The sequence below is a fragment of the Cellulomonas gilvus ATCC 13127 genome (assembly GCF_000218545.1).
GTDB lineage: Bacteria > Actinomycetota > Actinomycetes > Actinomycetales > Cellulomonadaceae > Cellulomonas > Cellulomonas gilvus.
In genome coordinates this window covers 1,555,551-1,573,966 of sequence record NC_015671.1, presented here as the reverse complement: position 1 = coordinate 1,573,966, position 18,416 = coordinate 1,555,551, and the positions used below count along the sequence as shown (strand labels likewise).

The window sequence follows — 18,416 nt, the reverse complement described above, 5'->3', positions numbered from 1 at the left end:
CTGGCGGGGTGAGCACCCCCCTGCCCATGGCCCCGTCCGCGCTCGTCGAGCTCGACGACGTGCGTGCCCGTGTGGACCGCGAGCTCGCGGACCAGGTCACCCGGCTGCGGACCACGCTCACCGCGATCGGCGACGACGCGCTCGACCTGGTCCACGCGGTCGAGCGCATGCTGAGCGGCGGCAAGCGGCTGCGTGCCGCGTTCTGCTACTGGGCATTCCGCGCGCACGGCGGGCAGCCCGGCACCGCGCACGAGCGTGCGGCGCTCCGGGTGGGTGCGGCGCTCGAGCTGTTCCAGGCCGCGGCGCTGTTCCACGACGACGTGATGGACGACTCCGACACGCGCCGGGGCCAGCCCGCCGCGCATCGCGCGTTCGCGCAGCACCACGCCGCGCGCGGCCTGCAGGGCAGCGCCGAGGGCTACGGCGCGTCCTCCGCGATCCTGCTGGGCGACCTCGCGCTCGTCGCGAGCGAGGAGATGTTCGCGGCCGCGCTGGACGGGCTCGACCCGGCGGGCACGGCGCACACCCGCGCGGTGTTCGACCACATGCGGACCGAGGTCACGGTGGGCCAGTACCTGGACCTCCTCGCGCAGGTGCAGCCGTGGGGACGCGATCCCGAGGCCGACGAGCGGCGCGCACGCGACGTCATCCGCGCCAAGTCCGCGCGGTACAGCGTCGAGCACCCGCTGGTTCTGGGCGCGACGCTCGCGGGCGCAGCCGACGACGAGGTCGCGGACCTGCGCGCGATCGGGCTTCCGCTGGGCGAGGCGTTCCAGCTGCGCGACGACGTGCTCGGCGTCTACGGCGACCCGCGCACCACGGGCAAGCCCGCGGGCGACGACCTGCGCGAGGGCAAGCGCACGGTCCTGGTGGCGCGCGCGATGCGACGCGCGCTCGACAGCGGCGACGAGCGCACCGCGGCCCTGCTGCGCGACCGGCTGGGCGTCCGCGACCAGTCGGACGCCTCCGTGCACGAGCTCGCGACGGCGATCCGGGAGACCGGGGCGGTCGACGAGGTCGAGGCGCTCATCGACGAGCTCGCGGGCCCGGCGTTCGCCCGGCTGCACGACCGGGCCTGGCCGCAGCCGGCGGGCGAGGTGCTCGAGGCCCTCGCGCACGCCGCGGTCGACCGACGCGCCTGACCCGTGGGCGCGGCGACCGCCTAGAGCTCGGCCTGCGCGCGGCGCCGGACCTCGGTCTTGTGCCCGCCGCGCAGCGCGTCGATCGGCGAGCCGGGCAGCGTCTCGTCGGGCGTGAACAGCCACACGATGGCCTCCTCGTCGGAGAACCCCGCGTCCGCGAGCACGGTCAGCGTGCCCTGCAGCCACGGCAGCACGGCCCACTCCCCCGTGGCGGCCGCGTCCTGGCGACCGGCGACCAGGAAGCGCTCCGGGACGCTCAGCACGCGCGGCTCACCGCGGCGGACGCCGACGAGCTTGCGCTCCTGGATCAGGCGGCGCACCTTGCCGACGTCCAGACCGATGCGGTCGGCGACGTCCGGGACGGTCAGCCAGGCGTCGACGAGGGTCTCGAGAGCGGGTGCGGTGTCGGTCACCGGGCCAGCCTACGCACCACCCCGCGGGTCCGGCCGCGGCCGCCGCGCGCGGCGCGACGGTGCGTCCGAACGGGGCAAGGGGTTTCCAGCGGACCCACGGTCGGCTAGTTTCACACCTGTCACATCTGTACCAGTGGTCACACTGGTCACATCCGCAACACGCCCGGGGGAAACGACCATGGCACCGACGACGAGCGCGCCGCGCCGCAACGACCACCTGCGCCGTGCGGCGACCGGCACGGGCGCGACCCTGGCGCTCGTCGCGATCTCGGTCTCCACCTCGGGCGCCGCGCACGCCGACTCCAGCTACACCGTGCGCGAGGGCGACACCGTGAGCCACATCGCCGCGCGGACGGGCGCGAGCGTGAGCTCGATCGCCTCGGCGAACGCCCTGACCGACGTCTCCCGCATCCGCGTGGGCCAGGTGCTGGCCATCCCCAGCGCGTCCGGGGACGGCTCGACGCGCACCCGCACGCCGAGCGCGAGCGCGTCCTGGACCGTGCGCCCCGGCGACACCGTGAGCGCGATCGCCGCGCGGACCGGCTCGTCCGTGGCCGCGATCGTGTCCGCCAACGGGCTGGGCTCCGACGCGATGATCGTCGTCGGGCAGCGCCTGCGGATCCCGTCCGCGGGCGGGACGACGCACACGCCGAGCACGCCGCGCACGTCGTCGTACACCGTGCGCGCCGGCGACACCGTCTCCGCGATCGCGCGTCGGCACGGCACCACGGTCTCCGCGATCGTGTCGGCGAACCACCTGGGCGCGGACGCGATGATCCGCGCCGGCCAGCGGCTCACGCTCCCGGGTGGCGGCGCCACGCACGACGGTGGCAGCACGCGCGACCGCGGCGCGACCGAGCAGCTCGTGGGCGACACGTTCGAGGGCCGGACGTACGCGCGCGACGTGGTGGACGCCGCGAACGCCAACAAGCGCGCGCTGCTGGCCGCCGGTGTCCCGTCCCCCGCCACGATGCAGGCCAAGGTCGCCGCCACCGCGCGGGCCTACGGCCTGGACCCGCGGCTCGCGCAGGCCATCGCGTTCCAGGAGTCCGGGTTCCACCACACCGCGGTCTCGCCCGCGAACGCGATCGGCACCATGCAGGTGATCCCGTCCTCGGGCGACTGGGCCTCCGACCTCGTCGGACGTGAGCTCAACCTGCTCGACCCCGACGACAACGTCACGGCGGGCGTCGTCATCCTCAAGGCGCTGGTCCGGATGTCGCCCGACCTGCCGTCCGCGATCGCCGGCTACTACCAGGGCGCGGCGTCGGTGCGGAAGTACGGCATGTTCTCCGACACGCGCCGCTACGCAGCCAACGTGCAGACGCTGATGGGGCGGTTCTGACCGCGCGTCCGCGCGGGCTCCACCGTCCGGCCGCACCGCGACCGTAGACTCGCCGCGTGGGAACCGCCGTCACAGATCCGCTCGTGGGCCGCCTGGTCGACGGGCGGTACGAGGTCGTCTCCCGCATCGCCCGCGGTGGCATGGCGACCGTCTACCTGGCCGTCGACCGCCGCCTGGACCGCGACGTCGCGCTCAAGGTCATGCACCCGCACCTGGCCGAGGGGACGTCCGGCGCCGACTTCGTCGCGCGGTTCCGGCGCGAGGCGCGCGCGGCCGCCCGGCTGACGCACCCCGGCCTGGTCGGCGTGTTCGACCAGGGCGTCGACGGCGAGACGTCCTACCTGACGATGGAGTACGTCGACGGGTCGAACCTGCGCCGTCGGCTCGGCGAGCAGGGCGCGCTGACGGTCGCCGACGCGCTGCGCATCACCGAGGCCGTGCTGGACGCACTCGGGGCGGCGCACCGCGCGGGGCTGGTGCACCGCGACATCAAGCCCGAGAACGTGCTGCTGTCCAGCGAGGACCGCGTCAAGCTCGCCGACTTCGGGCTCGCCCGCGCCGTGACCGAGGTGACCGCGACGACGACCGGGACCGTGCTGGGCACGGTCGCCTACCTGGCGCCCGAGCTCGTGGTGCGCGGCTCGAGCGACGCGCGCACCGACGTGTACGCGTGCGGCATCCTGCTGTTCGAGATGCTCACGGGCCGGCAGCCGTACACCGGCGAGACGCCGATCCAGGTGGCGTTCCAGCACGTCAACTCGGACATCCCCGCGCCCTCCGACGTCGTGAGCTGGCTGCCGGTCGAGCTCGACGACCTGGTCCGCGCGCTGGCCGCGCGCGAGCCCGACGACCGCCCCGTCGACGCGGGCGCGGCGGTCACGCTGCTGCGTCGGGTGCGCTCCGAGCTGGACCCGCAGACGCTCGAGCGCCGCGCCGACGTCCCCGCGACGATCGTGCTCCCGGCCGCGACCGACCCGGACGAGACGCCTCTGCCGGACGACGACCCGCCCGGCCCCGTGGCCGCGGCGCTGGACGACGCGACCGATCCCGGCGCGACGATGCTGATCGACGCGTCCACGCACCACGGCTCGACCGTCGCGCTGCCCATCGGCCTGGGCGCAGGCCTGCCGTCCGTCGTCGCCGCGGCGCCGCAGCCGGCCGCCGTCACGCCGCCCCCACGCCGCCGACGCCGCGCGCTGGCGATCGGCCTCGTGCTGCTCGTCGCACTCCTGCTCGGTGGCGCGGGCTGGTGGTACGTCGCCGCGGGTCCGGGCGCCTACACGACCGTGCCGCCGATCGCGGGCAAGAGCACCGACGCGGCGACGGGTGCGCTCGAGGCGCTCGGGCTGCACCCCGACGTGAGCTCGGAGTTCTCCGACACCGTGGCGAAGGGTCTCGTGGTCGCCAGCGACCCCGCATCGGGCGACCGCGTCCGCAAGGACGGCACCGTCGAGGTCGTCGTGTCGAAGGGGCCGGACTACGTCGACGTCCCGGACGGCGTCGTCGGCACGCTGCAGGCGGACGCCGAGAAGGCACTCGAGGACGCCGGCCTCGAGGTCGACTACGCGCCCGCGGTGTATGACGACAAGGCCGGCCTGGGCGTGGTCGTGGCCGCGACCCTGCCCGACGGCAGCGACGCGGACGCGGGCACGCGGACCACGCGGCACACGGTGGTCACGCTGACCGTCTCGAAGGGACCCGAGCCGCTCACGGTGCGCAACGTGGTCGGCAAGAGCGCGCAGGACGCCACCAAGCAGCTCAAGGCCGACGGTCTCAAGGTCAAGACGACCGAGGCGTTCAGCGACGACGTCGACCAGGGGCTCGTCATCAGCCAGGACCCGCGCGCGAAGTCCGACGGGCACCGGGGTGACACGGTGACGCTCGTGGTCTCCAAGGGCCCCGAGCTGGTCGAGGTGCCGGACCTGTTCGGCATGCAGTTCGAGAAGGCGGCGAAGGAGCTCGAGAAGCGTGGCCTGGTGGCTGCGCGCGAGGACTTCCTGGGCGGCGTCTTCGGCACGGTCCGGGACCAGAGCGTCCGGGCCGGCGAGTCGGTCCCCAAGGGCACCGTGGTGACGCTCACGGTCGTGTGACCCCGTGTCCGACGACGAGGCCCGCCTGACCGGTCGTCCGGTCGGGCGGGCCTCGTCGTCAGCGCGGGCTGGTCAGGCTGCGCGCAGCAGCTCCACCACCTGGAACGCGAGCTCGAGCGACTGCTGGTGGTTCAGGCGCGGGTCCACGAGCGTCTCGTAGCGCTCCGCGAGCCGCTCGTCGTCGATCTCCTCGGCGCCGCCGAGGACCTCGGTCACGTCGTCGCCCGTGAGCTCGATGTGCAGCCCGCCGGGGACGGTGCCCAGCGCGCGGTGCACCTCGAAGAAGCCCGCGACCTCGTCCATCACGTCGGAGAAGCGGCGCGTCTTGTAGCCCGTCGCCGACGTGATGCCGTTCCCGTGCATCGGGTCGCACACCCACGTCACCGGACGGCCGTCAGCCGCGACCTTCTCGACGAGAGCCGGGAGCCGGTCACGGATCTTGCCCGCGCCCATCCGCGTCACGAACGTGAGGCGCCCCGGCTCCCCCGTCGGGTTGAGCGCGTCGATCAGCGCGATCGCGTCGTCGCCCGTGGAGGTCGGGCCGAGCTTGACGCCCAGGGGGTTCTGCACGCGCGAGAAGTAGTCGATGTGCGCGCCACCGAGCTCACGCGTGCGCTCCCCGATCCACACGAAGTGCGCCGAGCAGTCGTACGGCAGACCCGTACGGCTGTCGATGCGCGTGAGCGGGCGCTCGTAGTCGAGCAGCAGCCCCTCGTGCGAGGAGTAGAAGTCCACCGTGCGCAGCGCGTCGAAGTCGGCGCCGCACGCGGCCATGAACCGGATCGCGCGGTCGATCTCGGCCGCGATCTCCTCGTACCGCGCGTACGCGGGGTTCGTCGTGAAGCCCTTGTTCCACTCGTGCACGCGCAGCAGCGACGCGAAGCCGCCCGTGGTGAACGCCCGGATGAGGTTCAGCGTCGACGCGGACGTGTGGTAGGCCTCGAGGAGCCGCTGCGGGTCGGGCGTCCGCGCCTCGGGTGTGAAGTCGAAGCCGTTGATGATGTCGCCCCGGAACGCCGGGAGCGTGACCCCGTCCCGCGTCTCGCTGTCCGAGGAACGCGGCTTGGCGTACTGCCCCGCCATCCGGCCCATCTTCACGACCGGCAGGCTCGCGCCGTACGTCAGCACGACGGCCATCTGCAGGATCGTCTTGATCTTGTTCCGGATGTTGTCCGCGGTCGCCTCGGCGAACGTCTCGGCGCAGTCGCCGCCCTGGAGCAGGAACGCCTCACCCCGACCTGCCGCCGCGAGCTGCGCCCGCAGCGCGTCCGCCTCGCCCGCGAACACGAGCGGGGGCAGCGCGGCGAGCCGGTCCGTCACCCGCGCGAGCGCGTCGGCGTCCGGCCACGCCGGCTGCTGACCCGCGGGCAGGGATCGCCAGGCGTCGAGCCCGGCGACCACCTGCGGGTCCGGCTCCACGCTCACGAGTGACTCGCGGGGACCAGCGACTGGCCGATGTCCGCGAGCAGCGCACCGAACCACGGCTGCGTCACGTCGAACGCCTTGCCACCGGCGATGCGCGGGAACTCGATCGCACGCAGCACGTCGCCGCGCTCCTCGTCGTGCCCGATCACGCCGGACTCGCCGCGCAGCGCGCACTCCACCGCGAGGTCCGTCATGGACTTGATCAGGCGCAGGTCCTCGGCGTTGGCGGCCGCGGCACGCGAGTAGTAGCCCGACTTCTGGACCATCGTCTTCTCGGCGCCGAGCTTGTCCGCGAACTGCTTGGCGAACCACTGGCCCGGGTTGATCGTGTCGAGCTTCACGTGGCCGAACGGGTCGCGCTCGGGGGGCGTGCCTGCCGCCGTCAGCTGGTCGACGATCTCGTGCATGCCCGCACCCTCCGACAGGAAGATGTTGACGTTGCCCTGGCTGTCCATGATGCCCTTGAGCCGCTCGGCCTCAGCGTCGATGTCGATCGCGAGCTCGGGCACGAACACCGCGTGCACGTCCCAGCGCTCGCGCGACAGGCCGATGCCGGGGACCCACTCCTGCTGGTCGAGCCACTTGCGGTACTCGGCGGCCGCCGCGGCCGTGAGCCATCCGCAGTGCCGGCCCATGACCTCGTGCACGATCAGCATGCGCGGACCGGAGCGGTGCTCGCCGATGACGTTCGCAGCGAAGCCCGCGGCCTCCTCGGCCGCCGTCCACGCACCGAGCGACTGCCGGATCGGGACCACGTCGTTGTCGATCGTCTTGGGCAGGCCGACCACGGTCAGGCCGTACCCGTTGTCCGCGAGGTAGGCGGCCAGGTCCGCGGCCGTCGTGTTCGTGTCGTCGCCGCCGATCGTGTGCAGCACGTCGACGCCGTCGGCCTTGAGCTGCTCGGCCGCCACCTGGAGCGGGTCCTGGCCCTCGGCGACCAGGCCGCGCTTGACGCAGTCCTTGGCGTTGGTGAGCTTGACGCGCGAGTTGCCGATCGGCGAGCCGCCGAACCGGTGCAGGACGCCGGCCCTCTGGCGCGTCTCGGCGTCGATGACGATCTTGTCGCCCCGCAGCAGCCCGTAGTACCCGTGCTCGTAGGCGATGATCTCGACGTCCGGCGCGATCTCGGTGTAGCGCTCGATGAGGCCACCGACGGCGGACGAGAGGCACGGGGCGAAGCCACCCGCGGTGAGGAGGGCGACGCGACGGACCGACATGACAGACACCTTCCGTAGAGCTGCAGGACCTGCCTGCGGGAACGCAGGCGACCCTAGGGCGCGGGAGCCGGACGGCCCCGGGACCCAGGTCCGGGCGGCCGCACGGCGGCAGCACCCGGGAGCGACGGCCGTGCGGCCGACGCGGTCATCCTACTGACGGCTCGCCCTCGTCCTGCGGCGGTACCGGAACCTGGACGTCGGGTGCGGGCCGACCGCCCGGTGCGACCGTGCGCGCGTCGTCGGCGGCGTCCGGCGTGGCCGCCACGCCCGCCGCGATCCGGGCCTTCTGCGTCGCCGCGTAGACGTCCACGTACTCCTGGCCGGACAGGCTCATGATCGCGTACATGATCTCGTCGGTGACGGACCGCAGGATGAAGCGGTCGTTCTCCATGCCGCGGTAGCGCGAGAAGTCGAGCGGCTCCCCCACGACCATGCCGATCCGCATGACGCGCGGGATCGTCCTGCCGACGGGCTGCGCGATGTTGGTGCCCACCATCGCGACGGGGATCACGGGGGCACCGGACTCGAGCGCGAGCCGCGCGATGCCGGTCTTGCCGCGGTACAGGCGGCCGTCGGGGCTGCGCGTCCCCTCGGGGTAGATGCCGAACAGGTCACCGGCCTCGAGCCGCCGCAGGCCCGTCCGCAGCGCCGCCTCGCTGGCCTTGCCGCCCCCGCGGTCGACCGGGATGGTCCCCACGCCGCGCATGAAGCCCGCGGTGAGCCGACCCTTGAGGCCCCGCCCCGTGAAGTACTCCTGCTTGCCGATGAACACGAGCTCGCGGTCGAGCATGAGCGGCAGGAAGAACGAGTCGATCACCGCGAGGTGGTTGCTCGCGAGGATCGCCGCACCCGAGGCCGGCACGTTCTCCGCGCCCTTGATCCAGGGCCGGTACACGAGCTGGAGCAACGGACCGACGAACACCCGCTTCATCAACCAGTAGAACAAGTGGCCCACCCTCCCGCTGCAGCGCGGACCGTCGGACCGCCACGTCCGACTCTAGAGTGCTCACATGGCTGCTCGCTCCGACGGACCCGCCGATCCGGTCGACGACGACCGCTGGGCGCGCATCGTCGAACAGCTCGGCGAGGTCGACTCGGCCGCGGACAGCACCCCGCGCCGACCGCTCGACTTCCCCGTGGCACCCGGCGTCGACTCGCCGTGGACCGGCGACGCGGCGTCCGGGCGCGACGCCGTGGACGGCCCGCGCTCGTGGGACGGCTCGGCCCAGTACGCCGACGCCGAGGCCGCGGTCGACGAGGCGGAGGGCTTCGTCCCGCCCGACCCCGGGCCGGTCCTCGGTGGCGACCCGCTGCTGACCATGGCGTGGCTCGCCGCGGGCGGGATGCCGGTGCTCCTGCTCGCGCTCGTCGTCTTCTGGCGCGACGTGCCGCCCGTGCTCATCCAGGCGGCGTGCGGCGTGTTCGTGCTCGGTGTCGCGGTGCTGCTGTGGCGCATGCCGGCAGGCCGCAGAGGCGACGACGACGATGCGGACGGCGACACCGGCGCGGTCGTCTGACTGCTCGTCACCGACGACCGCGCCGGGCACGTGTGCTCAGATGCGCGCGAGGTCCGCCGCACCCACGATGCCGGCGTCGTTGCCCATCGCGGCGACCACGATCTCCGCCTCGGGCCGGTGACCGCGGGCCGAGAGCTGGTCGGCGAAGCCCTTGCGCGCGGGCGTCAGGAGCAGGTCGCCCGCGGCAGCCACACCGCCGCCGATCACGACCATCGCGGGGTCGAGCAGCGCCGCGACCGACGCCGCACCCTCCCCGATCCATCGGCCGAGCTCGGCGAGCAGGTCGATCGCGAGAGCGTCGCCCTCCTCGGCCGCCGCGGTCACGTGCGGACCGATGATCTTGTCCACCTCGCCGCCCGCGAGCTCGAGGATGCGCGCGGCGCGGTCCGGGTACGCGACGACCGCGGCCTGGGCGTCCCGCACGAGCGCGCTGCCCGACGCGTACTGCTCCCAGCAGCCCTCGTGACCACACCCGCAGTAGTGCCCGCCGGGCACCACGCGCATGTGACCCACCTCGGCCGCGACGCCCGCGAAACCGCGCACCAGCTGGCCGTGCGAGACGATCGCCCCGCCCAGCCCCGTGCCGATCGTGAGCGTGAGCATGTCCTCGACCTCACGCGCCGCGCCGTAGCGGAACTCGGCCCAGCCCGCGGCGTTCGCGTCGTTCTCCACGACGATCTCGAGCCGCTCGTCGATCAGCGCCGCCACGCGGTCACGCAGCGGGTAGTCGCGCCACGCGATGTTCGGCGCGAACAGCACCCCCGACCGGTCGGCGGCGACGAACCCCGCCGCGGCGAGGCCGATCGCACCGATCTTGTGCTGCGCGCTGAGCTCGGCGTACACGTCCGCGATCGCGGCGTCGATGCTCGCGGCGTCGTCCGGCTCGGTGTCCCGACGCGTCTTGGCCAGGATCCGGCCTTCGTCGTCCACCACGCCGGCCGCGATCTTGGTCCCGCCGATGTCGACCCCGATGGCGTGCATGTGTTCGTTCCCCAATGCGTCGAGAGAGAAGGGCTGATGGGTGGCGCCGAGCGCCTGCCTGGTCCAGCCGTCACGCTAGCGCCACCGGGAGGTGCGGCGTGCACGCGGCCACGGGCACAGGCGCGTCGAGCGTAGACCGGGGCCCACCCCCTCGTACCTGGACCGACGTCCCGTATCCTCGTCGCACTTGCCACCACTGCCACTGGAGTCAGCATGGTCGAGTTCAGCACACCGTTGCTCGTCGAGATCGAGCGCTCGCGCAACCTCAACGACCTGTTCGCGGACCGCGTCGCGGCAGACCCGGACGGCGTGGTGATCGAGCACAAGACGCAGCAGGACGGCCCCTGGATCCCGTTGACGGGGCGCGAGCTCGACGCCGAGGTCGTGGCCGTCGCCAAGGGTCTCGTCGCGCGCGGGGTGGAGCCGGGCGACCGCGTCGGGATCATGTCCCGCACCCGGTACGAGTGGTCGCTGCTGGACTGGGCGACGTGGGCGGCGGGCGCGATCCCGGTGCCGCTGTACGAGACGTCGTCGGCCGAGCAGGTCAACTGGATCCTGAGCGACTCGGACGTCTCGGTGCTCGTCGTCGAGAGCACGGCGCACGCGGCCGTCGCGCAGGAGGCGCGCACCGGGCTCACGGGACTGCGCGAGGTCCTCGTGATCGACGAGGGTGCCGTCGAGACGCTCGTCAGCGCGGGCGCCGACGTCCCCGACGACGAGATCGCCCGCCGGCGCGGGCTCGCGGAGCTCGCGAGCGTCGCCACGGTCATCTACACCTCGGGCACCACGGGACGCCCCAAGGGCGTCGAGCTCACGCACGGCAACTTCTACGAGCTCACGGTCAACGCGGTCGAGGGGCTGCGCGAGGTCGTGTCCGAGCCGGGCTCGCGGACGCTGCTGTTCATGCCGCTCGCGCACGTGTTCGCACGCTTCATCCACGTGCTGTGCATGCCCGCGGGTGCGGTGCTGGGCCACTCCCCCGACACGCGCACGCTGCTGGACGACCTGGCCTCGTTCCGGCCGACGTTCATCCTGGCGGTCCCGCGCGTGTTCGAGAAGGTCTACAACGGCGCCGAGCAGAAGGCCGCGGCCGGCGGCAAGGGGTCGATCTTCCAGCGCGCCGCGAAGACGTCGATCGTCTACTCGCGCGCGCTCGACACGCCGCGCGGCCCGAGCCCGTGGCTGCGGCTGCAGCACAAGGTGGCCGACGTCCTGGTGCTGCACCGCCTGCGGGCGCTGCTCGGCGGTCAGGCCAAGTGGGCCATCTCGGGCGGTGCGCCCCTCGGCGAGCGCCTCGGCCACTTCTACCGCGGTGTCGGCCTCAAGGTGCTCGAGGGCTACGGCCTGACCGAGACCACCGCGCCCGCGACCGTCAACCGGCCCGCACGCACCAAGATCGGCACGGTCGGCAAGCCGCTGCCGGGTACCGCGGTCCGCATCGCCGACGACGGCGAGATCGAGATCAAGGGCATCCAGGTCTTCCAGGGCTACCACAACAACGACGCCGCGACGCAGGAGTCGATGCACGACGGGTGGTTCCGCACGGGCGACCTCGGATCGCTCGACGACGAGGGCTACCTGCGCATCACGGGCCGCAAGAAGGAGATCATCGTGACCGCGGGCGGCAAGAACGTCGCGCCCGCGGTGCTCGAGGACCGGCTGCGCGGCCACCCGCTCATCAGCCAGGTGGTCGTGGTCGGCGACCAGCGCCCGTTCATCGGTGCGCTCGTGACGCTCGACCCCGAGGGCGTGCCCGGCTGGCTGACCGCGCACGGCAAGCCCGAGATGACGCTCGCGCAGGCCGCGCAGGACCCGGACGTGCTCGCGTCGATCGACAAGGCCGTCGACCGCGCGAACAAGGCCGTCTCGCGCGCCGAGTCCATCCGCAAGTACCGCATCCTCGACACGGACCTGACGATCGCGAACGGCTATCTCACGCCGAAGCTGAGCGTGAAGCGCAACGTGGTGCTCAAGGACTTCGAGGGCGAGATCGACGCGCTGTACGACGGCCCCGTCGGTGGCGCCGAGTGAGCCGCGCCTGACCTGGCAGCGCGTTCGAGGGCGGCACCGTCGAGGTGCCGCCCTCGACGCGCATCGGGCGGGTCAGCCGTGCGCGGCCATGCGCAACGGCGGCACCAGGTGCAGCGCGGCGAGCGTGCCCAGCGCGCGACGCTCGTCCTCGTCGAGCTCGAACGCCGGTCCTCCGCCGGCCTGACGCCCGGCGTCGGCGCGGGCCGGGACCTCGAGCACGAACGACACCACGCAGTCCCCGCACGCCCGGGGCCGGGCCGTGCACCCCTCGCAGTCGATGATCATGGCGCGACGCTAGGCCGAGCCACCGACACGGCCGCTCACCTGCGCTGCAGCCACCCCACGAGCGTGGCGGACGGCACGACGTAGGCACCGTCCGCCTCGACGTCGTGCGTGACCTCCTGGTCGCTCGTGACCACGACCACCACCCGCCCGGCGGGTTCCGCACGCACCAGGCGCCGGATCAGGTCGTCCGCGATCTCCCCGACCGAGAACCGCACCCGCACGCCCCGCGCGAGCGACGCGGTGGGCATCGGCGAGGGCCTGCCGTCGAAGCAGCACGTCACCTCGGCACCCGTCCGGGCCGCGAGGCTCGCGAGGCCGTCCACCAGGTGCCGGCGCTGGAGCTCGAGCGTGAGCCCGCCGAACGCGGACTTGGTCACGTTGTAGCCGTCGACCACCAGGTGCGCACGAGGCAGGCGGAGCAGCTCGTCGAGCAGCGTCGGGTCGTCCACCAGGCGCCCCCGGGAGCCGACCCGCACCGGCGCGGCGTCGGGCTCGGGAGCGACGAGGTCGGCGGGCAGGTCGGCGGCCGGGGGTAGCGCGAGCTCGGTGCGCAGACCGCTCGCGGCGTCCACGATCGTGTCGAGCAGCAGCCGCACACGTGCGTCCGCGAGCCTGCGCGCGACGCGCACCTCCGCGCGGGCGGCGTCGCGCTCGGCACGTGCGGCCCGGAGGTCCTCGGCGGCCACGCGCTGCGCGTCGGCGGCCGCGGCCTGTGCCGCGCGGGCCTCCTCGAGCGCGGTCTGCGCGTCCTGCGCCGCCTGCCGGCCCTGCGCACGTGCGCGATCGGCGTCCGAGCGCAGGCGCCGCAGCTCGCGGCGCGTCGTGGCGACCTCGTCCGTGAGCGCCGCGGCCTGCGCGCGCGACTCCTCCAGCGCACGGGTGAGCTCCTCAGCCCGCGTGCGCAGGCGCGCCACGGCGGGGTCCGGGGACGCCGGCTCGGCGGCGTCGAGCTCCCGCGGGACCCACACCGACCAGTCCTGCGCGTGCAGCCACGCACCGGCCGCCGCGTCCCACGACGGTGCGGGCGCGTCAACCGACGGCGGCAGCGCCGGGCCACCGGACTCCGGCGCCGGCTCGGCGGCGGGCCCGGTGGCGACCTCGGCGCCGCGCGGGTCGTCGGGCGCACGCTCGTCGTCGTCCTCGACACCGCCGACGAGCGACGCCACGTCCGGGTGCGCGTGGCGCCACGTGCGGGCCACGCGCGCGCGGAAGGCCGCGTCGGCCTCGAGCGCGGCCCACAGGGGCGCGCTCCCGGACGCGGCGCGCTTGGCGGGGGCGAACGCGCGCACGCGGCGCAGCGACGAGGGGACCAGGAGAGGTTCCAGCTCACCCACGGTGCGTGCGGCGAGCTCGACCAGCCGGTGGCGCAGCGCGGCCGGGACGTCGGGGCTCGCAGCGCTCATGGCGCCACCCTAGGCGCGCCGAGGCGCGCTCGGCCGCGGTGTCGGTGCGCGCGGGTACCGTCGCCGCCATGTCAGCCCTGCACCGCCTGCGCCCGGTCTGGGCGGGCGCGCCCGCCGCCGGCGGCACACCGGTGCAGCTGGGCCTCGACGAGATCGGGACCCCGCTCGCCGACGTCACGTTCGTGGTGGTCGACCTCGAGACCACGGGCGGCACCCCGGCGGACTGCGCGATCACCGAGATCGGCGCCGTGAAGGTGCGCGGCGGCCAGGTGCTCGGCGAGTTCCAGACCCTGGTGGACCCGGGTGGTCCCGTGCCGCCGTTCATCCAGGTGCTGACGGGGATCACCACGGCGATGCTCATCGGGGCACCCCCGATCGAGGAGGTGCTGCCGGCGTTCCTCGAGTTCGCGCACGGGGCCGTCCTCGTCGCGCACAACGCCCCGTTCGACGTCGGCTTCCTGCGTGCGGCCGCGGCCCGCACCGGTCACGCGTGGCCGGGCCCACGCGTGGTGGACACCGTGCGGCTCGCGCGTCGGGTCGTCACGCGCGACGAGGCGCCGAACCACAAGCTCAGCACGCTCGCGGCGCTGTTCCACGCGGAGGTGACGCCCACGCACCGTGCGCTCGACGACGCGCGCGCGACGGTCGACGTGCTGCACGCGCTGCTCGGACGCCTCGGCCCGCTGGGCGTGACGCATCTCGAGGACCTCGCGAGCGCGACCGACCCGGTGCCGCAGGAGGTCCGTCGCAAGCGCACGCTCGCCGACCACCTGCCCGATGCGCCCGGCGTCTACCTGTTCCGCGGTCCCGGGCAGGAGGTGCTGTACGTCGGGACGTCCACGACGTCGCTGCGCACACGCGTCCGCTCGTACTTCACGTCGTCGGAGAAGCGCGGACGCATCCGCGAGATGGTGCGCATCGCCGAACGCGTCGACCCGGTGGTGTGCGCCACCCCGCTCGAGGCCCGCGTGCGGGAGCTGCGCCTCATCGCGGAGCACTCCCCGCGCTACAACCGCCGCTCCCGGTTCCCCGAACGCATGCCGTGGCTCCGGCTGACCAGCGAGCCGTACCCGCGGCTGTCGGTGGTGCGCGAGGTGCGCGACGAGCCGGGCGCCACCTACCTGGGTCCGTTCGGCGCGCAGCGTTCCGCACAGCTCGCGCTCGAGGCCCTGCACGAGACGTTCGAGATCCGGCAGTGCACGCGTCGGCTGCCGCTCGTGGCCACGCCCGCCGCGTCGTCGTGCGCACTGGCGGGCATGGGTCGGTGCGGCGCGCCGTGCGTCGGCGGCCAGGACCAGGACGCCTACACGTCGGTCGTCGAGCGCGTGCGTGCAGCCATGGCCGGCGACCCGGCGCCCGTCGTCGCCGCACATGCCGAGCGCATCGAGACCCTGGTCGCGCAGCAGCGCTACGAGGAGGCGGCCACGGTCCGCGACCGGCTGGGCGCGTTCCTGCGCGGAGCCGCGCGCGTCCAGCGCGTCGGCCCGCTCGCCGCACTCCCCGAGCTCGTGGCCGCCCGGCGCGCCGACGACGGCGGCTGGGAGATCGTCCTCGTGCGGCACGGGCGGCTGGCCGCGACCGCGCGCGTCGACCGCTCGACCGATCCGCGCCCCGCCATCGAGACGCTGCGCGCGACGGCCGAGCACGTCGCGGCGCCCGTCCCTCCGATGGCCGCGGCCCATCCGGAGGAGGCGGATCTGGTGCTGGACTGGCTCGAGCGGCCCGGCGTCCGCATCGTCGAGGTCTCGGGCGGCACCTGGGCGCTCCCCGTGCGGACCGCGCTGGGCGACGTGGACCCGGCTGCGGCGATCGCGGCGCACACCGAGCGCGTGCGCGGGCAGGTCGCCCGGGTGCTGCACGTGGTGCCGCGCGACGCGCCGGAGCAGCCCGTGCCGCGCACGGCGTGACCGCGGCATGATGGCCGACATGCTGACTGCCATCGTGCTCATCGACACCGACGCCGCGCGCATCCCCGAGGTGGCGGCCGCCATCGCCGAGATCCCGGGCGTCAGCGAGGTCTACTCGGTGACGGGCGAGGTCGACCTCGTCGCGATGGTCCGGGTCCGCGAGCACGACGAGCTCGCGGACGTCATCGCCGACCGCGTCAGCAAGGTGGAGGGCGTGCTGCGGACGCAGACCTACATCGCGTTCCGCACCTACAGCCAGCACGACCTCGACCAGGCGTTCGCGCTCGGCCTCGAGGACTGAGCCGCCCGCGTCAGGCGCTGGCGGCCTGCCAGCGCGCGAGCGCGTCCCGCGCGGCACCGTCGTCGATCGACGCACGGGCCGCGGCGACCCCTGCGAGCAGGCGCTCGTGCAGCGTCCCCGTCGCGGTGCCGGGCAGCGTGCCGTCCGCGACGAGCGCGGCCGCCGCGTTGAGCAGCACGGTCTCGCGCACCGGTCCGGGCTCCCCGTCCAGCAGGCGCCGGGCGACGCCGGCGTTGTGCGCCGCGTCCGCCCCGCGCAGCTCGTCGAGCTGCACGCGCTCGACGCCGAGCTCGGACCAGTCGACGAGGTGCTCGTCGACCGTGCCGCCCGCCACGACCCAGATCCGGGTCGAGGCCGTCGGCGCGATCTCGTCGAGCCCGTCCTCGCCGCGGAACACCAGCGCCGACGCACCACGCGCCGCGAGCACGCCCGCGATCAGAGGTCCCATGCGCGCGTCGCCCACGCCGATCGCGGCAGCGGCCGGCTGCGCCGGGTTGGTGAGCGGTCCCAGGAAGTTGAACGCGGTGGCGATGCCGAGGCCCGCGCGCGCGGCCGCGGTGTGCCGGAACGACGGGTGGAAGACCTGCGCGAAGCAGAACGTGATGCCGGCCTCGAGCGCGATCCGCGTGACCCGGTCGGGTGCGTGGTCCAGCCGGATGCCGAGCTGCTCGAGCACGTCGGCCGACCCCGAGGACGACGACGCAGCCCGGTTGCCGTGCTTGACGACGCGCAGCCCCGTCCCGGCGACGACCAGGGCGGCCATCGTCGAGATGTTCACGGTGTGCGACCGGTCGCCACCGGTACCCACGATGTCCACCGAGCGTCCGGGCACGTCGATGCGGTGCGCGTGCGCGAGCATCGTCGCCGCGAGCCCCGTGAGCTCCGGGACCGTCTCCCCCTTGGCGCGCAGGCCGACGAGGAACCCGGCGATCTGGACGGGGGTCGCCTCTCCGCGCATGATCTCGTCCATCGCCCACGACGCCTGGTCGGACGTCAGGTCCTGCTTCGCGACGAGGCTCGTGAGCAGGTCGGGCCACGTGTACGCGGGGCTCATCCGGCGACGGACCCGCTGCGCACGAGCGAGGCGACGGCCGCCTGGAGCTCGAAGGGGTCGATCGGCCGGCTCACCGACGCGTCCGCGTTCGACCACGACGCGAGCCACGCGTCCTGCGGCCGTCCGGTGATCACCAGCGCCGGCGGGCAGTCGTAGACCTCTTCCTTGAGCTGCCGCGCGAGGCCCATGCCGCCGACCTTGTCCGCCTCGCCGTCGAGCACGAGCAGGTCCACACCACCGGCCTCGACCGCGGCGATCACCGCCGGCGCCGTCGCGGTCTCGAGCCACTCGATCTCGGCCGCACCGTGCTCGAGCCGGCTGCCCACGGCGAGCCGCACCTGCGCGCGCACGTCGACGTCGTCGCTGTACAGGACGATCCGCGGTCCGGCGGGGAGTCCGGCGGGCGTGCCGGCGGGGTCGTGCGCGGTGCTCATGGGGTCCCTCACTCGTCGTCGACGTGGTCCGTGGTGCATCTTGGCACGAGGCGCGCGGCGGCACGACGAGCCACCACGCACCAGACCACGCACGCCCGCGGACGGGGTCGCGGACCCGCCCCACGGGCCCGCGATCCTGACGGTGTGACATTTAACGCCCGCAACGCCTGGGCCCAATGACCCATGCGGCGCCGTCTTCGGCCATAATGACGACCGTGTCGAACGCAACGGCTGCCCCGCGCACCTCGCCCCACGTGAGCGTCAACCGACCGAACCCTGTGTCGGTCGGCACGATCGTGTGGTTGGCGAGCGAGCTCATGTTCTTCGCCGGCCTCTTCGCGATGTACTTCACCATCCGTGCAGCGGTGCCGGAGGAGTTCGCGGAGCAGACGGCCAAGCTCAACCTCACGTTCGCGGCGATCAACACCACCGTGCTGGTGCTGTCGTCGGTGACGTGCCAGATGGGCGTGTGGGCCGCCGAACGCTTCCAGCCCGTGCGCTCGGGGTCCCTGCTCCAGGTCAACCGCTGGGGCATGAACGAGTGGATGACGCTCACCTACGTGATGGGCGCGTTCTTCATCGGCGGCCAGGTGTTCGAGTACGCCGAGCTCGTCGAGCACGGCCTGACGATCTCCTCGAGCCCCTACGGCTCGGTGTTCTACCTGACGACCGGCTTCCACGGGCTGCACGTCGTCGGCGGGCTCATCGCGTTCCTGTTCCTGCTCGGCCGGTCGTTCTCCGCCAAGCGGTTCGGGCACCACGAGGCGACCACGGCGATCGTCACGTCGTACTACTGGCACTTCGTGGACGTCGTCTGGATCGCGCTGTTCGCGGTCATCTACCTGCTGCGCTGACCCGCGCACCACACGCC

General features: G+C 73.7%; 17 protein-coding genes. 8 read left to right on the top strand and 9 right to left on the bottom strand.

Annotated elements, in window-relative coordinates; all coding sequences use genetic code 11:
* Window positions 1–8: 8 nt before the first annotated feature.
* Entirely contained in the window at window positions 9–1,142 is a 1,134-nt protein-coding gene (locus CELGI_RS07290) for a polyprenyl synthetase family protein (protein ID WP_013883478.1), read from the top strand.
* Window positions 1,143–1,162: 20 nt separating this feature from the next.
* Here CELGI_RS07290 and CELGI_RS07285 read toward each other — a convergent pair whose 3' ends face one another.
* A complete protein-coding gene (locus CELGI_RS07285) occupies window positions 1,163–1,555 on the bottom strand; it encodes an Rv2175c family DNA-binding protein (protein ID WP_013883477.1) in 393 nt (130 codons plus the stop codon).
* A 178-nt stretch (window positions 1,556–1,733) separates the two neighbouring features.
* Between CELGI_RS07285 and CELGI_RS07280 the strand changes: the two genes are divergently transcribed.
* Together CELGI_RS07280 and pknB are read left to right on the top strand one after the other, a co-directional pair.
* Window positions 1,734–2,900 carry a lytic transglycosylase gene (locus CELGI_RS07280; RefSeq protein ID WP_013883476.1) on the top strand — a complete coding sequence of 389 codons (1,167 nt, stop codon included), beginning with the start codon at window positions 1,734–1,736 and terminating at the stop codon, window positions 2,898–2,900.
* A gap of 56 nt (window positions 2,901–2,956) precedes the next feature.
* The gene (gene pknB / locus CELGI_RS07275) at window positions 2,957–4,990 is read left to right on the top strand and encodes a Stk1 family PASTA domain-containing Ser/Thr kinase (RefSeq protein ID WP_013883475.1); all 2,034 of its coding nucleotides are present in this window, start codon (window positions 2,957–2,959) and stop codon (window positions 4,988–4,990) included.
* Window positions 4,991–5,062: 72 nt separating this feature from the next.
* On the opposite strand, the gene CELGI_RS07270 is transcribed toward pknB, so the two are convergent.
* The 3 genes from CELGI_RS07270 to CELGI_RS07260 form a co-directional block, all read right to left on the bottom strand.
* The gene (locus CELGI_RS07270) at window positions 5,063–6,415 is read right to left on the bottom strand and encodes a class II 3-deoxy-7-phosphoheptulonate synthase (RefSeq protein WP_013883474.1); all 1,353 of its coding nucleotides are present in this window, start codon (window positions 6,413–6,415) and stop codon (window positions 5,063–5,065) included.
* Window positions 6,412–7,632, bottom strand: coding sequence for a pyrophosphate--fructose-6-phosphate 1-phosphotransferase (locus CELGI_RS07265; protein WP_013883473.1), 1,221 nt, complete (start codon window positions 7,630–7,632; stop codon window positions 6,412–6,414). Before CELGI_RS07265 ends, CELGI_RS07270 begins: the two co-directional genes overlap by 4 nt.
* Before the next feature lie 145 nt (window positions 7,633–7,777).
* Window positions 7,778–8,578 carry a lysophospholipid acyltransferase family protein gene (locus CELGI_RS07260; protein WP_245528185.1) on the bottom strand — a complete coding sequence of 267 codons (801 nt, stop codon included), beginning with the start codon at window positions 8,576–8,578 and terminating at the stop codon, window positions 7,778–7,780.
* A gap of 64 nt (window positions 8,579–8,642) precedes the next feature.
* On the opposite strand from CELGI_RS07260, the gene CELGI_RS16430 reads away from it, so the two are divergent.
* On the top strand, window positions 8,643–9,149 hold the full coding sequence (locus CELGI_RS16430; RefSeq protein ID WP_013883471.1) for a hypothetical protein: 507 nt from the start codon (window positions 8,643–8,645) through the stop codon (window positions 9,147–9,149).
* A gap of 36 nt (window positions 9,150–9,185) precedes the next feature.
* Here CELGI_RS16430 and CELGI_RS07250 read toward each other — a convergent pair whose 3' ends face one another.
* The gene (locus tag CELGI_RS07250; protein WP_013883470.1) at window positions 9,186–10,130 is read right to left on the bottom strand and encodes an ROK family glucokinase; all 945 of its coding nucleotides are present in this window, start codon (window positions 10,128–10,130) and stop codon (window positions 9,186–9,188) included.
* A gap of 213 nt (window positions 10,131–10,343) precedes the next feature.
* Here CELGI_RS07250 and CELGI_RS07245 point away from each other — a divergent pair, with 213 nt between their 5' ends.
* Window positions 10,344–12,161 carry an AMP-dependent synthetase/ligase gene (locus tag CELGI_RS07245; protein WP_013883469.1) on the top strand — a complete coding sequence of 606 codons (1,818 nt, stop codon included), beginning with the start codon at window positions 10,344–10,346 and terminating at the stop codon, window positions 12,159–12,161.
* A gap of 72 nt (window positions 12,162–12,233) precedes the next feature.
* On the opposite strand, the gene CELGI_RS07240 is transcribed toward CELGI_RS07245, so the two are convergent.
* Window positions 12,234–12,446, bottom strand: a complete 213-nt coding sequence (locus CELGI_RS07240) for a hypothetical protein (protein WP_013883468.1) — start codon at window positions 12,444–12,446, stop codon at window positions 12,234–12,236.
* 35 nt (window positions 12,447–12,481) lie between these two features.
* Window positions 12,482–13,849 carry an NYN domain-containing protein gene (locus CELGI_RS07235; protein ID WP_013883467.1) on the bottom strand — a complete coding sequence of 456 codons (1,368 nt, stop codon included), beginning with the start codon at window positions 13,847–13,849 and terminating at the stop codon, window positions 12,482–12,484.
* Window positions 13,850–13,917: 68 nt separating this feature from the next.
* On the opposite strand from CELGI_RS07235, the gene CELGI_RS07230 reads away from it, so the two are divergent.
* Window positions 13,918–15,756, top strand: coding sequence for a DEDD exonuclease domain-containing protein (locus tag CELGI_RS07230; protein WP_041574530.1), 1,839 nt, complete (start codon window positions 13,918–13,920; stop codon window positions 15,754–15,756).
* A 19-nt stretch (window positions 15,757–15,775) separates the two neighbouring features.
* Complete coding sequence (locus tag CELGI_RS07225; RefSeq protein ID WP_041574529.1) at window positions 15,776–16,057, top strand: Lrp/AsnC family transcriptional regulator; 282 nt, start codon at window positions 15,776–15,778, stop codon at window positions 16,055–16,057.
* A gap of 10 nt (window positions 16,058–16,067) precedes the next feature.
* On the opposite strand, the gene trpD is transcribed toward CELGI_RS07225, so the two are convergent.
* Window positions 16,068–17,111, bottom strand: a complete 1,044-nt coding sequence (gene trpD / locus CELGI_RS07220) for an anthranilate phosphoribosyltransferase (RefSeq protein ID WP_013883464.1) — start codon at window positions 17,109–17,111, stop codon at window positions 16,068–16,070.
* The gene (locus CELGI_RS07215; protein ID WP_013883463.1) at window positions 17,108–17,545 is read right to left on the bottom strand and encodes a response regulator transcription factor; all 438 of its coding nucleotides are present in this window, start codon (window positions 17,543–17,545) and stop codon (window positions 17,108–17,110) included. Before CELGI_RS07215 ends, trpD begins: the two co-directional genes overlap by 4 nt.
* A 206-nt stretch (window positions 17,546–17,751) precedes the next feature.
* On the opposite strand from CELGI_RS07215, the gene ctaE reads away from it, so the two are divergent.
* Window positions 17,752–18,399 (top strand): aa3-type cytochrome oxidase subunit III, encoded by a 648-nt coding sequence (gene ctaE, locus CELGI_RS07210; RefSeq protein ID WP_013883462.1) that lies wholly within the window; start codon window positions 17,752–17,754, stop codon window positions 18,397–18,399.
* Window positions 18,400–18,416: the final 17 nt, after the last annotated feature.

Excerpts from the sequence above, each read along its gene's own strand:
- CELGI_RS07250 (WP_013883470.1), bottom strand. The coding sequence starts at position 10,130 with ATGCACGCCATCGGGGTCGACATCGGCGGGACCAAGATCGCGGCCGGC.
- CELGI_RS07240 (WP_013883468.1), bottom strand. The coding sequence starts at position 12,446 with ATGATCATCGACTGCGAGGGGTGCACGGCCCGGCCCCGGGCGTGCGGG.
- CELGI_RS07225 (WP_041574529.1), top strand. The coding sequence starts at position 15,776 with ATGCTGACTGCCATCGTGCTCATCGACACCGACGCCGCGCGCATCCCC.
- trpD (WP_013883464.1), bottom strand. The coding sequence starts at position 17,111 with ATGAGCCCCGCGTACACGTGGCCCGACCTGCTCACGAGCCTCGTCGCG.
- CELGI_RS07235 (WP_013883467.1), bottom strand. The coding sequence starts at position 13,849 with ATGAGCGCTGCGAGCCCCGACGTCCCGGCCGCGCTGCGCCACCGGCTG.
- CELGI_RS07230 (WP_041574530.1), top strand. The coding sequence starts at position 13,918 with ATGTCAGCCCTGCACCGCCTGCGCCCGGTCTGGGCGGGCGCGCCCGCC.
- CELGI_RS07245 (WP_013883469.1), top strand. The coding sequence starts at position 10,344 with ATGGTCGAGTTCAGCACACCGTTGCTCGTCGAGATCGAGCGCTCGCGC.
- CELGI_RS07265 (WP_013883473.1), bottom strand. The coding sequence starts at position 7,632 with ATGTCGGTCCGTCGCGTCGCCCTCCTCACCGCGGGTGGCTTCGCCCCG.
- CELGI_RS16430 (WP_013883471.1), top strand. The coding sequence starts at position 8,643 with ATGGCTGCTCGCTCCGACGGACCCGCCGATCCGGTCGACGACGACCGC.
- CELGI_RS07280 (WP_013883476.1), top strand. The coding sequence starts at position 1,734 with ATGGCACCGACGACGAGCGCGCCGCGCCGCAACGACCACCTGCGCCGT.
- ctaE (WP_013883462.1), top strand. The coding sequence starts at position 17,752 with ATGACGACCGTGTCGAACGCAACGGCTGCCCCGCGCACCTCGCCCCAC.
- CELGI_RS07215 (WP_013883463.1), bottom strand. The coding sequence starts at position 17,545 with ATGAGCACCGCGCACGACCCCGCCGGCACGCCCGCCGGACTCCCCGCC.